The sequence below is a fragment of the Paraburkholderia sp. UCT70 genome (assembly GCF_050434085.1).
In the GTDB taxonomy this organism is placed as follows: Bacteria; Pseudomonadota; Gammaproteobacteria; order Burkholderiales; family Burkholderiaceae; genus Paraburkholderia; species Paraburkholderia tuberum.
This window is the reverse complement of record NZ_JBNPVZ010000002.1, coordinates 3,255,716-3,269,049: the sequence shown is the minus strand read 5'-3', so window position 1 is coordinate 3,269,049 and position 13,334 is coordinate 3,255,716. Positions and strand designations below refer to the sequence as shown.

General features: G+C 64.5%; 12 protein-coding genes and 1 pseudogene. 12 read left to right on the top strand and 1 reads right to left on the bottom strand.

Annotation, left to right across the window (positions count from 1 at the left end; translation table 11 throughout):
• The first annotated feature begins 95 nt into the window (after window positions 1-95).
• The 7 genes and pseudogenes from OKW41_RS17400 to OKW41_RS17370 all read left to right on the top strand — a co-directional run bounded on the left by OKW41_RS17400 (window position 96) and on the right by OKW41_RS17370 (window position 6,325).
• The gene (locus tag OKW41_RS17400) at window positions 96-773 is read left to right on the top strand and encodes a response regulator (protein WP_018423692.1); all 678 of its coding nucleotides are present in this window, start codon (window positions 96-98) and stop codon (window positions 771-773) included.
• Window positions 774-775: 2 nt separating this feature from the next.
• Complete coding sequence (locus OKW41_RS17395; RefSeq protein ID WP_429444292.1) at window positions 776-2,161, top strand: sensor histidine kinase; 1,386 nt, start codon at window positions 776-778, stop codon at window positions 2,159-2,161.
• Between the two features lie 126 nt (window positions 2,162-2,287).
• A complete protein-coding gene (locus OKW41_RS17390) occupies window positions 2,288-3,328 on the top strand; it encodes an ABC transporter substrate-binding protein (protein WP_429573288.1) in 1,041 nt (346 codons plus the stop codon).
• 50 nt (window positions 3,329-3,378) lie between these two features.
• The gene (locus OKW41_RS17385; protein ID WP_429573287.1) at window positions 3,379-4,761 is read left to right on the top strand and encodes a sensor histidine kinase; all 1,383 of its coding nucleotides are present in this window, start codon (window positions 3,379-3,381) and stop codon (window positions 4,759-4,761) included.
• Window positions 4,762-4,793: 32 nt separating this feature from the next.
• On the top strand, window positions 4,794-5,489 hold the full coding sequence (locus tag OKW41_RS17380; RefSeq protein WP_429444289.1) for a response regulator: 696 nt from the start codon (window positions 4,794-4,796) through the stop codon (window positions 5,487-5,489).
• A 189-nt stretch (window positions 5,490-5,678) separates the two neighbouring features.
• Window positions 5,679-5,996: pseudogene (locus OKW41_RS17375) on the top strand (porin); the annotation flags it as partial.
• 191 nt (window positions 5,997-6,187) lie between these two features.
• The gene (locus OKW41_RS17370) at window positions 6,188-6,325 is read left to right on the top strand and encodes a hypothetical protein (protein WP_429573286.1); all 138 of its coding nucleotides are present in this window, start codon (window positions 6,188-6,190) and stop codon (window positions 6,323-6,325) included.
• A 196-nt stretch (window positions 6,326-6,521) separates the two neighbouring features.
• Here OKW41_RS17370 and OKW41_RS17365 read toward each other — a convergent pair whose 3' ends face one another.
• Window positions 6,522-7,361 (bottom strand): DNA-binding transcriptional regulator, encoded by an 840-nt coding sequence (locus tag OKW41_RS17365; protein WP_429573285.1) that lies wholly within the window; start codon window positions 7,359-7,361, stop codon window positions 6,522-6,524.
• 220 nt (window positions 7,362-7,581) lie between these two features.
• Here OKW41_RS17365 and OKW41_RS17360 point away from each other — a divergent pair, with 220 nt between their 5' ends.
• The 5 genes from OKW41_RS17360 to dmpG are packed head-to-tail and all read left to right on the top strand — an operon-like array spanning window position 7,582 to window position 13,255.
• On the top strand, window positions 7,582-9,444 hold the full coding sequence (locus tag OKW41_RS17360; protein WP_429573284.1) for a bifunctional 3-(3-hydroxy-phenyl)propionate/3-hydroxycinnamic acid hydroxylase: 1,863 nt from the start codon (window positions 7,582-7,584) through the stop codon (window positions 9,442-9,444).
• 1 nt (window position 9,445) lies between these two features.
• A complete protein-coding gene (locus OKW41_RS17355) occupies window positions 9,446-10,396 on the top strand; it encodes a 3-carboxyethylcatechol 2,3-dioxygenase (RefSeq protein ID WP_429573283.1) in 951 nt (316 codons plus the stop codon).
• An 18-nt stretch (window positions 10,397-10,414) separates the two neighbouring features.
• Window positions 10,415-11,224 (top strand): 2-keto-4-pentenoate hydratase, encoded by an 810-nt coding sequence (locus OKW41_RS17350; RefSeq protein ID WP_429573282.1) that lies wholly within the window; start codon window positions 10,415-10,417, stop codon window positions 11,222-11,224.
• 35 nt (window positions 11,225-11,259) lie between these two features.
• The gene (locus tag OKW41_RS17345; RefSeq protein ID WP_429573281.1) at window positions 11,260-12,210 is read left to right on the top strand and encodes an acetaldehyde dehydrogenase (acetylating); all 951 of its coding nucleotides are present in this window, start codon (window positions 11,260-11,262) and stop codon (window positions 12,208-12,210) included.
• Between the two features lie 13 nt (window positions 12,211-12,223).
• Window positions 12,224-13,255 carry a 4-hydroxy-2-oxovalerate aldolase gene (gene dmpG / locus OKW41_RS17340; RefSeq protein ID WP_429573280.1) on the top strand — a complete coding sequence of 344 codons (1,032 nt, stop codon included), beginning with the start codon at window positions 12,224-12,226 and terminating at the stop codon, window positions 13,253-13,255.
• The last annotated feature ends 79 nt before the right edge of the window (window positions 13,256-13,334 follow it).

Below are 13,334 nucleotides of genomic sequence, written 5' to 3'. Positions count from 1 at the left end.
GGCGGGCACTGGACGTATGCGGCAAACCACACGGTATGCGCGCAGCCCCCTTGTTTTAAGGCACAATCGACGACCTGACTTTTGCCGTTGCCGCCATGAAGCTGCTGCTGATCGAAGACAACCCCACGCTTGCGCACTGGCTCGCGAAGATGCTGGAGCAGGAAGCCTTCGCGCTCGACGCCGTGCAGGACGGCGATGAAGCGGACCGCCTGCTGCGCACCAATCACTACGACGTGATCCTGCTCGACCTGAACCTGCCGAAGCTGTCGGGCAAGAACGTGCTGCGCCGGCTGCGTCAGCGTGGCGACGCGACGCCGGTGCTGATCCTCACCGCGAGCGGCTCGATCGACGAGAAGGTGGAGCTGCTCGGCGCCGGCGCCGACGACTATCTGGTGAAGCCGTTCGAAGTGCGCGAGCTGATCGCGCGCATCAAGGTGGCGATTCGGCGGCAGTCGCCGTCGAAAGCGGGCGAGGTGGTGTGCGGCGATCTGTCGTTCGACATCGACACGCGCCAGTTCACGCTGAAGGGCGCGCCGCTGAACGTGACGCCGCGCGAGCGTTCGGTGCTCGAAGCGCTGATCCTGCGCCTCGGCAAGACGGTGACGAAGCCGGCGCTCGTCGATGCGATCTTCACGCTCGCCGACGAGCCGAGCGAGGATGCGGTCGAGATCTACATTTCGCGTCTGCGCAAGAAGCTCGATGGCAGCTCGGCCGCGATCGTCACGCTTCGCGGGCTCGGCTATCTGCTGCGCAAGCGGGAAGACGACCAGTAACGATGGCCAATAGCCTACGCATACGCCTGCTGTGGTGGCTGCTCGTACCGCTTGCGCTTTACGTGTTCGTGACCGGCAAGACCGAGTACGACAACGCGCGGCACACCGCGAATCTGGTGCAGGACAATCAGCTGGTCGCGTCGGCGCGGATGATCGCGGGCGAGGTCGAATGGAGCGACGGCTTTCTGCGTGTCGATGTGCCGCCCGCCGCGCTCGAGATCTTCGCATCGCCATATCGCGACCAGGTGTTCTATAGCGTGCGTGTCGACGATGGGCGGCTGCTCGCGGGTACGCCTGATTTTCCGCCGCGTCCGCTGCGGGCGCCCGACGTGCCGGATTCGTACTACACGCAGTTGCACGGCCAGCAGGTGCGCGCTGTCGACATCGTGCGGCTTATGTACGACAACGGCGCGACGCGGCCCGTGCGCGTGACGGTCGGCAAGACCGTGCGCTCGCGCGATGCGATGACGCAACAGCTGTGGCGGCCGCAACTCGTGCGCCAGCTCGAAATGATCGCTCTGGCGGTGGCGCTCGTTTGCATCGGGCTCACGTTCGAGTTGCGGCCGTTGATGAAGGTGAAAGACGAGGTGGCCGACCGCGATCCGATGCAGCTCGAACCGATTCGCGTCGAGCGTCTGCATACGGAACTGCGGCCCATCGTCGATGCGATCAACCAGTGCATCGCGCGGCTCGGCGTGCAGGTGGCGGCGCAGCGGCGCTTTATCGCCGACGCCGCGCATCAGTTGCGCACGCCGCTCACGCTGCTCGGCACGCAACTGCAATTCGCGCGGCAGCAGGAAGGCCTCAATCCCGCGCTCGACGAAGCGCTTGCCGCGATGCATCGAAGCAACCGCTCGATGGTCGGGCTCACCAACAAGCTGCTTTTGCTCGCGCAGGCCGAGGCCGCCGACAACTCGCAACTTGCAATGGAACGCGTCGATCTGGTGCCGCTCGCGATGGAGGTCGTCGAAGATCTCGGCCTGCTCGCGCAGGCACGTGAAATCGATCTGGGCGCGGAATTGCACGGCGCGGCGCCGGTGCTCGGACATCGCGGCTTGTTGCAGGCACTGATCGCGAATCTCGCCGAGAACGCGATTCGCTATACGGGCAGCGGTGGTCACGTGACGGTCGCCGTGAACGCTGATACCGCGGCCAATGCGGTGACGGTCAGCGTGACCGACAACGGCCCCGGCATTCCGGCCGAATCGCGCGGCCGCGTGTTCGAGCCGTTCTTTCGTGCGTCGACGGATACCGAGGGCACGGGCCTCGGTCTTGCGATCGTGCGCGAAATCGCGGACTCCCATCACGGCGAGATCACGCTGAAGGCGGGCGAGGGCGGCAAGGGTGTGCATATCGCCGTGACGTTTCCGCGCGCGACGCCGAAGTGATCGGGATAAACCCGAGGTTCGCGCAACATGCACAGCCGTGAAAGCATCGGGAAGGGTTCGCACCTTCAAAATCACGGGCAGGCGACCCGCGCGGCGCCCAGACACAAGATAACGGAGACACCCCCAATGAAGCTTTCCTTGACGCGTTTCTCGCGCGCGGCCTATGCCGCCGTCGCGGCGTCGCTCGCGCTGTGCACGCTCGCGAGACTCGCGACGCCTGCGCAAGCCGCCGCGCCGGAGAAACTCGCGATCATGGTGGGCGGTACCAACAAGCTCATCTATCTGCCGGCGCGTCTTGCCGAACAGCTCGGCTATTTCAAGGCCGAAGGGCTCGACGTCGAAATGCTGTCGCAGCCGACCGGAATAGACGGCGAAAACGAAATGCTCGCGGGCGCGGTGCAGGGCGTGGTCGGCTTCTACGATCACACGATCGATCTGCAGACACGCGGCAAGGAAGTGAAGACGATCGTCGTGTTCAGCCAGGTGCCCGGCGAAGTGCAACTGGTCGCGGCGAAATCGGCCGATTCGATCCGGAGCATGGCCGACGTGCGCGGTAAAACGCTCGGCGTGACGGGGCTCGGCTCCTCGACGAGTTTTCTCACGCAGTACCTCGCACAGCGCGCGGGCGTGCGGTCCACGCAATACACGCTGCTGCCGGTCGGCGCGGACAGCAGTTTCATCGCGGCGATGCGGCAAGGACGCATTCACGCGGGTATGACGACCGAGCCGACCGTCACTCAACTATTGAAAGCGGGCGACGCCAAAGTACTCGTCGACATGCGCAATGTCGATGGCACGCGCGCCGCGCTCGGAGGCATGTATCCGGCGTCGAGCCTCTACGTGCAAAGCACGTGGCTCGACGCGCATGCCGACGAAGCCGCGAAACTCGCGCGCGCATTCGTCAAGACGCTGCGCTATATGCACACCCACAGCGCGGAACAAATCGCCGCGCAGATGCCAAAAGAAGACATCGGCAACGACAGGGCGCTGTATATCAGCGCATTGCAGGCCTCGCTGCCGATGTACACCGTCGACGGCAAGATGCCAGCCGACGGTCCGCAGACGGTGCTGAAGGTACTGTCGAGCTTCAATCCGGCGGTGAAGGGGCGGCATATCGATCTGTCGCGCACGTTTACCAATCAGTTCGTCGATGACGTGAAGCCTTGAAAGCGGGCTGACCGCGTGGGTGGCTTCGAGCACAAGAGGATCGGCACATCGTGTTTTCAGGCAGTTTGCGCGGACGCTTGTTGTGGTGGCTGCTGTTGCCGTTGGCGGCATTCGTTTCCATTTCCGTCGTCATTTCATACCGGTTCGCGCAGAACACCGCGGACCTGGTTCAGGACAATGCGTTGCTGTCGTCGATGCGGATCATCGGCGAGGATATCGACTGGGACAACGGCTCCGTGACGATCCAGATTCCGCCGGCCGCGCTCGAACTGTTCGAATCGCCGGAACAGGACACGGTTTTCTATCGGGTCGAGGCAAGCGGCCATCGTCTGCTCGCGGGCATCCCCGACTTGCCGCTGCCGCCGCAGGTGAGCGACAAGCCCACGCTTTATTCCACGCATTTCGCCGATGGCCGCGCGGCGCGCGCGGTCGCCTACGCGCGGCAGCTCTACGACTCGGGACATACCGAGGAGGTGATCGTTGCGGTCGCGAAGACGGAAGGCTCGCGCGATGCGATGGTGTGGCGTCTGCTGCGGCCGCAATTGTCCGGCGAAGTCCTGACGCTGGTACTGGCGGTGGTGTTCGTCTACCTCGGCCTGACCTTCGAACTGCTGCCGCTGATGAAGGTGAAGGACGACGTCGCCGATCGCAATGCGTCGCAACTCGAACCGATTCGCGTCGCGCGACTGCACGTCGAACTGAGGCCGATCGTCGAGGCGATCAACCAGTGCATCGCGCGAATGGGCCAGCAGGCCGCGACGCAGCGCCAATTCATCTCCGATGCCGCGCATCAGTTGCGCACGCCGCTCGCGCTGCTGGCCGCACAGATCCAGTTCGCGCGGCAACGCGATAGCCGCGACGCCCCGCTTGCCGAAGCGCTCGCGGGCATGCACAAGAGCAGCCGCAAGTTGACCACGCTGACCAACAAACTGTTGCTGCTGGCGCAGGCCGAGTCGGCCGCGCCGCTGAACGTGCGCGAGCGGATCGATCTGAGCGCGTCGATCGCGGGCGTGCTCGAGGAGCTGATCGCGTTTGCGCAGTCGCGAGAAATCGACCTGGGCGCGGAGCTGGAAGACGGCCTGTACGTGACCGGCGACGAGGCATTGACCGCTGCGCTGGTGACCAATCTGGTCGACAACGCGCTGCGCTATACGCAGGCGGGCGGTCGCGTCACGGTGCAGACGCAGCGGCGCGACGGGATGGCGATTGTGCGCGTGATCGACAACGGACCCGGCATCAAGGCCGATGCGCGCGAACGGGTGTTCGAGCGCTTCTATCGCGCGTCGAGTCATGCGGAAGGCACAGGGCTCGGCTTGCCAATCGTGCGCGAGATTGCGCATCGGCAGGGCGGCAGCGTGATGCTGGAATCGAATGAAGGCGGCGCAGGCCTCGTCGCGACCGTCGAGATGCGCCTATGGATCGGCGCAACCTGACGTCGCTCGACTCGCAAAAGAGGGAGACAAGAATGAAACTGCTGCTCGTGGAAGACGACGCGGACCTCGCGCGCTGGGTGATGAACCTGATGCAGGTCGAGCAATTCGCGATCGACTGGGCGCAGAACGGCGAATGCGCGGAAACGCTGCTCGGTCTGCAATGCTATGACGCGGTGCTGCTCGATCTGCGCCTGCCCGGCATGGGCGGCAAGGAGCTGCTCGCGAGGCTGCGCCGCAAGCGCGACAACGTGCCGGTGCTGATGCTGACCGCGAACGGCTCGACGGACGACAAGGTGGCCTGCTTTTCGGCCGGTGCCGACGACTATGTCGTCAAGCCTTTCGACGCGCGCGAACTGGTGGCGCGCATCAAGGCACTGATTCGCCGTCAGGCCGCGGGAGACAGAGGGCAGTCGATCGAGTGCGGCGATCTGCGGTATCTATTCGACTCACGCGAATTCGTGCTGCGGGACGAACGTCTGCCGCTGCGCCGCCGCGAACACGCGATCCTCGAAGCGCTGATACTGAAGCAGGGCAAGACCGTATCCAAAGCAACGCTGATGGACAAGATCTTCACGCTCGACGAAGAGCCGAGCGCCGACGCGATCGATATCTATATTCACCGGCTGCGCAAGCATCTGTCGGCATCGACCGCGAATATCATGACGCTGCGCGGACTCGGTTATATCTTGCGCGAAGAAGAACCGCGCGAAGCGTTTGCGTCGACCTAAAAGTGACAGCTCCACAAAAACGCCTCTGATCGACTCGTGTTCCGTCGTCAATTTCAAGCGGCTTCAGTGTTTTCACCGACTTCAACCGCTCTTTCGCGAAAAAGGCGTGAAGGGTTGCTCTGACTATTCTTGGCTTCGCTATGCAAGCCGATGTCGGATCAATTCAACACAGAAGGAGCGGAGGAGAAGATGGGGGAAAAGACCAGGTGGTGGCTGGTGGCGGGTGGTAGTGCCTTGGCGATGAGCAGCGTTCACGCGCAGTCGAGCGTGCAGCTTTATGGCTTGATGGATCTGAGCGTGGTGACGTATCAGACCAATGCGAATGCCGACGGCAAGCACGCCATTTCGATGGGTATCAACGGCGAGCCGTGGTTCAGCGGCAGCCGCTTCGGCATGAAAGGCGCGGAAGATCTCGGCGGCGGACTGAAAGCGATCTTCCGCATCGAAGCGGAATTCCGGGTGAGCGACGGCGCGATGGAAGACCCGGGTCAGCTCTTCGACCGCGACCGCCGCCAGTTCAGCGGCGGTCACGCTTTGCGCGGGTCAATGGTTGGCGTAGTTAGCCGGCCTTGACCGCAGTCTCCCTGGCGAGCAGGCGTTGAGCCTGACGATCGCCCTTTGCCGCTTCCTGTGCGGTTTGAACCGAGGTTTCGCTGGATTCCGCGAGCAGGGCACGCGCCGCGCTGCTGATCCTGACGGTGTATGACGACGAGGTGGTGCCGCTCGTCGATCCTGCTGACGATGAACCTCTCGTGCTGGATGTCGGCACCGTCGATGTCGCTGTCGAACCGGAACTCGACGTGACTGCCGCGCCCATGGCCCCTGCCGTGGTTTGAGCAACCGCCTGAATAGACATCTTTTCTCCTGGTAAAAGACGAGTACTGCGCTCTGTCTATCGGCGTCGTTCAAGAGTGCTTGAGAACTATATTTCTTCTATTTTTCGCGCGCCTTAAGTGGCTGTTAAGGTTTTGCCTCGCAGGATGCTTTAACGGATGAATCTCTTAAGATTTCGATAAGGTTGCGAATGCCACCTCACGACTTCCGTTCGCGTCCCGCACGCGTCTTGCCCGCTCCGCTCCTCGCGCGGGTCTGCGTCGCGAGTTCCTCGACCATCTCCCGCGCGGCCGTCTGCAACTCGGGCACATAGCGCCGCTTCGCTTCCGCGAGCGACACCGCGCGCGACAGAAACACGACGTTCAAGCTCGCGAGCACGCGTTCCTCGAACACGATCGCGACGGCAACCGCGCCGATCTTCCCCTGGTCCGCCCAGTCGCCGTGATTCGAGCCGAACCCATCCGCGCGCACGCGTCGCACGAGGCTGCGGATCAACGCGTCGTTCGACGCGAGCGCCTTCTGCTCCTCGCCGCCGGCGCCCGCGCGCAGCAGATCGAGAATGTCCTCGCGCTCCTCGTCGGGGCACATCGCGAAGTACGCGCGACCCGCCGCGGTCAGCAGGATCGGCAAACGGCGGCCCACCATTGCGCGATGAAACGATAGCGGACTGAAGCGGTGCGTGGTCTCACGGACGATCATCGCGTCGCCGTCGGGCGTGGTCAGATCGGACGGCCACGCGACGCGTTGCAGCAGACGCCCCATCACCGGCGGCGCGATCGTCGCGATGCGTTCGTCGTCGGTGAAGCCTTCGCTCAGCGCGCGCACCTTTAGCGTGAGCCGGAAGCTGTCGTCCGACGCGCTGCGTCGCACGAAGCCTTCCTGCATCAACGTTTCGAGCAGCCGCCGCGCGGTGGTGCGATGCAGGCCGGTCAGCTCGCTGATCTGCTGGCTCGTCGCGCGGCCGCTGTCCATCGAGTTGAGCGCCTGCAGCACCTGCAAGCCGCGCGACAGACCTCGCACATTCGTGTATCTGGTCACTTAAAACCTCAATCAAATCAACTATGTGCATTCTACGCACAATTTCCAGATTTTGTTGAGCGGGCAGGTGGCCGGTCCTAGACTGCCAACAAATCAACGATTTCATGGAGACGCAAGCTGTTGCCCGCAGGCGATTTTTCGCCATGGCGACAGCCGGTTCCAGCCGCTGCGCTCCGTGAATATCTCGACCCGGTCACTCTGGTCGACATACGGAGACAACATGCCCCAACCGCTCGACCCGGTGGCCGCGCAAGGTCACAGTGGACCCGTCACCACCGACGTCGCGATCATCGGCGCCGGCCCGGTCGGTTTGATGATCGCCAACTATCTCGGCCTGCAGGGCGTGCGCGTCGTGCTGATCGAAAAGCTCGACAAGATCATCGATTATCCGCGCGCGATCGGCCTCGATGACGAAGCGCTGCGCGTGTTTCAGTCCGTCGGCCTCGCCGATGCATTGCTGCCGCACACGACCCCCGATCACTGGATGCGCTTCGTCACGAGCAACGGTCACTGCTTCGCATCGATCGAGCCGCGCACCGACGAATTCGGCTGGTCGCGCCGCAACGCGTTCATTCAGCCGCTGGCCGATCGCGTGTTGTGCGACGGCCTGCAACGCTTCCCGCACGTCGAGGTGCTGTTCGGCCACACGGTCAACTCGTTCACGCAGGACGGCAGCGGCGTCACGATCGAAGCGGAACACGCGCAGAGCGGCCGCCGCACGATCCGCGCGTCGTACATGGTCGGTGCGGACGGCGGCAACAGCTTCGTGCGCCGCATCCTCGACGTGCCGTTCGAGGGCCGCACGAAACCGAATCAGTGGATCGTCGTCGACGTGCGCAATGACCCGATCGGCTCGCCGCACGTGTACATGCATTGCGATCCGCGGCGCCCGTATGTGTCGGCCGCGTTGCCGCACGGGATTCGCCGCTTCGAATTCATGGTGATGCCCGGCGAGACCGAGGAAGAGCTGTCGAAGCCGGAGAACATGGCCGCGCTGATCCGCAAGGTCGTCGCCGAGCCGGAGAAGGTCGACTACATCCGCAAGCGCGTCTATACGCACAACGCGCGCCTCGCGAGCAGCTTCCGCGTGAAGCGCGTGCTGCTCGCCGGCGACGCCGCGCACATCATGCCGGTGTGGCAGGGTCAGGGCTACAACAGCGGTATTCGCGACGCGAGCAACCTCGGCTGGAAACTCGCGATGGTGGTCAAGGGCGTCGCCGGCGATGCGCTGCTCGATAGCTACACCGCCGAGCGCCGTTCGCATGCGCGCTCGATGATCCACCTCTCCGAGGTCGCGGGCGACATCTTCGCGCCGACGAGCCGCTTCGGCATCAAGTTTCGCGACGCGTTCGTGCGTACGTTCAACTGGTTCCCGGCGGTCAAGCGCTACTTCGTCGAAATGCGTTTCAAGCCGATGCCACGCTATGAGAGCGGCGTCGTGCTGCTGGCGCGCACGCCGCGCAAGCGTGGCTGGCTCGCGCGCGCGCTCGAACGCTCGGGGCATTCGGCGCCGGGCCGCCTGCTCGGTCTGATGAGCGAGAAGCGCGAGTCGCGGCTCGGCCGTCTGGTGTATGGACGCGACCCGCATTGTCATTCGCCGGTCGGCCGCATGTTCATTCAACCGCGCGTGCGCACGGTGAGCGGCGAGGTCGTGCGACTCGACGATGTGCTCGGCAACCGCTTCGCGATCGTCGGCTGGGGCGCGGAACCGACCTTCGGTTTGTCGGAGCAGGCGCGTGCGATCTGGCAGCGGCTCGGCGGCTGCTTCGTGGTCGCGAAGCCGGACACGCAGCTGTCTTTCCATGACGACGTGCCAGAAGACGTCATCGCGATCGGCGATGTGAACACGCGGCTGAAGGACTGGTTCACGCGAGTGCCGGAATCGGTCGTGCTGTTGCGTCCCGATCGTTTCGTCGCGGGCATGGGCTCGCCGCAGCAGGTGTCGCAACTCGTCGTCGAACTCGCGCGGCGGCTGCATCTCGACGTGGCGGGGCGCGCTGACGTGGCCGGTTATGGCAACGAAGCAGCGTTCGCGCCCGATGCCGTCGCCACTTTCGCCACCGCTGCAACCGCCGGAGCCTGATATGCCGATGCTACTCGAATGCCTATCGCACACGCCGTTGCACGGCTATTACGATCCCGCGCCCGAAGTCGTCGCGGAAGTCGAGCGCGTGCATGCGGCAGCGCGTGCGCGCGTCGTCGAGTTCGATCCCGAACTGGTCGTCGTGTTCGCGCCCGATCATTACAACGGTTTCTTCTATGACGTGATGCCGCCGTTTTGCATCGGCGCATCGGCGAGCGCGATCGGCGACTTCAAGAGCCTCGCCGGTCCGCTGGACGTGCCCGCCGATACCGCGCTCGACCTTGCCGAAGCGGTGCTCGCGAGCGACGTCGACGTCGCCGTCTCGTACCGCATGCAGGTCGATCACGGTTGCGCGCAAGCGCTGGAGATTCTGACGGGCGGCCTCGATCGATATCCGGTCGTGCCGGTATTCATTAATTCGGTGGCCGCGCCGATGGCTTCATGCCGCCGAGCGCGTCTGCTCGGCGATGCGTTGGGTCGAGCGCTCGCACGTTCGAAGCAACGCGTGCTCGTGATCGGCTCGGGCGGCATCTCGCACGAGCCGCCGGTGCCGGAACTCGCGGGCGCGAGCGAGGAAGTCGCCGAGCGTCTGATCGCGGGCCGCAATCCGTCGGCCGAATCGCGTGCGGCGCGTGAGGCGCGCACGATCGCGGCGGCGCGCGCGTTCGCCGCGGGCGACAGCCGTCTGCATCCGCTCAATCCGGAATGGGATCGCGCGTTCCTGAAGCTGCTCGAAGACGGCGAACTCACCGCGCTCGACGGTCTGACCAACCGCGCGATCACGCGCGAGGCCGGCAAGTCCGCGCACGAAATCCGCACGTGGATCGCCGCGTTCGGCGCACTGAACGCGAGCGGTCCGTATCGCGCGTCGCTCGATTACTACCGTCCGATCCCCGAATGGATCGCGGGCTTTGGCGCGATGCATGCCCGACCCGTGACTTCCCATGTCTAACCGAATCAGGAACCCGCTATGACCACTCAAAGCAATATAGACGCGCTGGCCCTGCGCCTGCGGGAATCGGAACGTACGCGCGCGACCATCGCGCCGTTGCGCGACGACCCGCGTTTCGTCGAACTGTGGAACCCGGCCGACGCCGAGGAGTTCGCGTACGCGGTGCAGCAGGCCAACGTGGCCGCGCGCATCGCGGCGGGCGAGCGCGTCGTCGGCCGCAAGATCGGACTCACGTCGCCGGCGGTGCAGCGTCAACTCGGTGTCGACCAGCCTGACTTCGGCGCGCTGTTCGCATCGATGGCGTATGGCGACGGCCAGCCGATTCCGCTGGACGAGCTGATCCAGCCGAAGGTCGAAGCGGAGATCGCGCTCGTGCTCGAACACGATCTGCTGCACGAGCGCCACACGTACGCCGATCTGATGCGCGCAACCGCGTATGCGGTCGCGGCGATCGAAGTGGTGGACAGCCGCATCGAAGGCTGGAACATCCGTTTCGTCGATACGGTCGCGGACAACGCGTCGAGCGCGCGCTTCGTGCTCGGCAGCCGGCCGGTCCTGCTGCGCGATATCGATCTCGCGGCCTGCGCGATGACGCTATCGAAGGATGCGGAAGTCCTGTCGCGCGGCAATGGCGCCGCGTGTCTCGGCAATCCGCTGAATGCCGCCGCCTGGCTCGCGGATCGCATGGTCCGGCTCGGCACGCCGCTGCGTGCCGGCGACGTGCTGATGACGGGCGCTTTGGGCCCGATGGTCGCCGTCAAGGAGCCGGGCACCTACTGCGCGCAGATCGAAGGTCTCGGCAGCGTCCGCGCGACTTTTTCCGCATAAAGCATGCACTCGCAAGCATTCGATAGGGAACTCATATGGCAAGCGAAAAACTGAAGGCCGCGATCATCGGCTCCGGCAACATCGGCACCGATCTGATGATCAAGATCCTGCGTCACGGCAAGCATCTCGAAGTCGCGGCGATGGTCGGCATCGATCCGAACTCCGACGGCCTCGCGCGCGCCGCGCGGCTTGGCGTCGCGACCACGCATGATGGTGTCGAAGGTCTGACTCGTCTGCCCGTGTTCAACGACATCGACTTCGTGTTCGATGCGACCTCGGCGGGCGCACACGTGAAGAACGATGCGCTGTTGCGAAAGCTCAAGCCTTCGATTCGCGTGATCGATCTGACGCCGGCGGCGATCGGCCCGTACTGCGTGCCGGTGGTGAATCTCCACGCGCATCTCGACGCGCCGAACGTGAACATGGTCACGTGCGGCGGACAGGCGACCATTCCGATGGTCGCGGCCGTGTCGCGCGTCGCGAAGGTCCATTACGGGGAGATCGTTGCGTCGATCAGCAGCAAGTCAGCGGGCCCAGGCACGCGCGCGAACATCGACGAGTTCACCGAGACGACTTCGAAGGCGATCGAAGTGGTCGGCGGCGCCGCGAAGGGCAAGGCGATCATCGTACTCAACCCGGCCGAGCCGCCGGTGATGATGCGCGACACCGTCTATACGCTGTCCGACCTCGCGGATCGCGCGAAGGTCGAGGCGTCGATCGAGCAGATGGCCGCCGCGGTGCAGGCGTACGTGCCCGGCTATCGCCTGAAGCAGAAGGTGCAGTTCGACGAAATCAGCGCGAGCGCGCCGCTGAACATTCCGGGCCTCGGCCGCTTCAGTGGTCTGAAGACCTCGATCTTCATCGAGGTCGAAGGCGCCGCGCACTATCTGCCCGCCTACGCGGGCAATCTCGACATCATGACTTCGGCCGCGCTCGCGACCGCCGAGCGCATGGCGCAGGCGCTCGTGCAGGCATCAGAGGCTTAAGGAGACTTCCCGCATGGACAAGAAACTCTATATCTCCGACGTGACGCTGCGCGACGGCAGCCACGCCATTCGTCACCAGTACTCGATCCAGAACGTGCAGGACATCGCACGCGCATTGGACCGCGCAAAGGTGGACAGCATCGAAGTAGCGCACGGCGATGGCCTGCAAGGTTCGAGCTTCAACTACGGCTTCGGCGCGCACAGCGACCTCGAATGGATTGAAGCAGTCGCCGACGTGGTCGAGCACGCTCAGATCGCGACGCTGCTGCTGCCTGGCATCGGCACGATCCACGATCTGAAGGCCGCATACAACGCGGGCGCTCGCGTCGTGCGCGTCGCCACGCATTGCACGGAAGCGGACATCTCGAAGCAGCACATCGAATACGCGCGCGAACTCGGCATGGACACTGTCGGCTTCCTGATGATGAGCCACATGACCACGCCGGAGAGCCTCGCCATCGAAGCGAAGAAGATGGAAAGCTACGGCGCGACCTGCATCTACGTGGTCGACTCGGGCGGCGCGCTGACAATGAACGACGTGCGCGACCGCTTCCGCGCGGTGAAGGCGGTGCTGAAACCCGAAACGCAGACGGGCATGCACGCGCACCACAACCTGTCGCTGGGCGTGGCCAACTCGATGGTCGCGGTCGAAGAGGGCTGCGACCGTATCGATGCATCGCTCGCGGGCATGGGCGCCGGCGCGGGCAACGCGCCGCTCGAAGTGTTCATCGCGGCGGCCGAGCGCATGGGCTGGAATCACGGCACCGACCTCTACACGCTGATGGACGCCGCCGACGACATCGTGCGTCCGCTGCAGGACCGGCCGGTGCGCGTCGATCGCGAAACGCTCGCGCTCGGCTATGCGGGGGTGTATTCGAGCTTCCTGCGCCACTCGGAAGTGGCCGCGAAGAAATACGGCCTGAAGACCGTGGACATTCTCGTCGAGCTGGGCAAACGCCGCATGGTCGGCGGCCAGGAAGACATGATCGTCGACGTCGCACTGGATCTGAAGCGCGCGCACGCGACCGACGCAGTGGCTTCATGACCCGGACGCTGCGCGACGGCGCCGCATGCCGCGCGCGCAGCGTTCATTTCATCCAGCAAGGTCGCCGCAAGAGCGACGC

What these genes read in the sequence shown, in the direction of transcription:
- OKW41_RS17400 (WP_018423692.1), top strand. Translation starts at nt 96, where the DNA reads ATGAAGCTGCTGCTGATCGAAGACAACCCCACGCTTGCGCACTGGCTC.
- OKW41_RS17395 (WP_429444292.1), top strand. Translation starts at nt 776, where the DNA reads ATGGCCAATAGCCTACGCATACGCCTGCTGTGGTGGCTGCTCGTACCG.
- OKW41_RS17390 (WP_429573288.1), top strand. Translation starts at nt 2,288, where the DNA reads ATGAAGCTTTCCTTGACGCGTTTCTCGCGCGCGGCCTATGCCGCCGTC.
- OKW41_RS17380 (WP_429444289.1), top strand. Translation starts at nt 4,794, where the DNA reads ATGAAACTGCTGCTCGTGGAAGACGACGCGGACCTCGCGCGCTGGGTG.
- OKW41_RS17360 (WP_429573284.1), top strand. Translation starts at nt 7,582, where the DNA reads ATGCCCCAACCGCTCGACCCGGTGGCCGCGCAAGGTCACAGTGGACCC.
- OKW41_RS17355 (WP_429573283.1), top strand. Translation starts at nt 9,446, where the DNA reads ATGCCGATGCTACTCGAATGCCTATCGCACACGCCGTTGCACGGCTAT.
- OKW41_RS17350 (WP_429573282.1), top strand. Translation starts at nt 10,415, where the DNA reads ATGACCACTCAAAGCAATATAGACGCGCTGGCCCTGCGCCTGCGGGAA.
- OKW41_RS17345 (WP_429573281.1), top strand. Translation starts at nt 11,260, where the DNA reads ATGGCAAGCGAAAAACTGAAGGCCGCGATCATCGGCTCCGGCAACATC.
- dmpG (WP_429573280.1), top strand. Translation starts at nt 12,224, where the DNA reads ATGGACAAGAAACTCTATATCTCCGACGTGACGCTGCGCGACGGCAGC.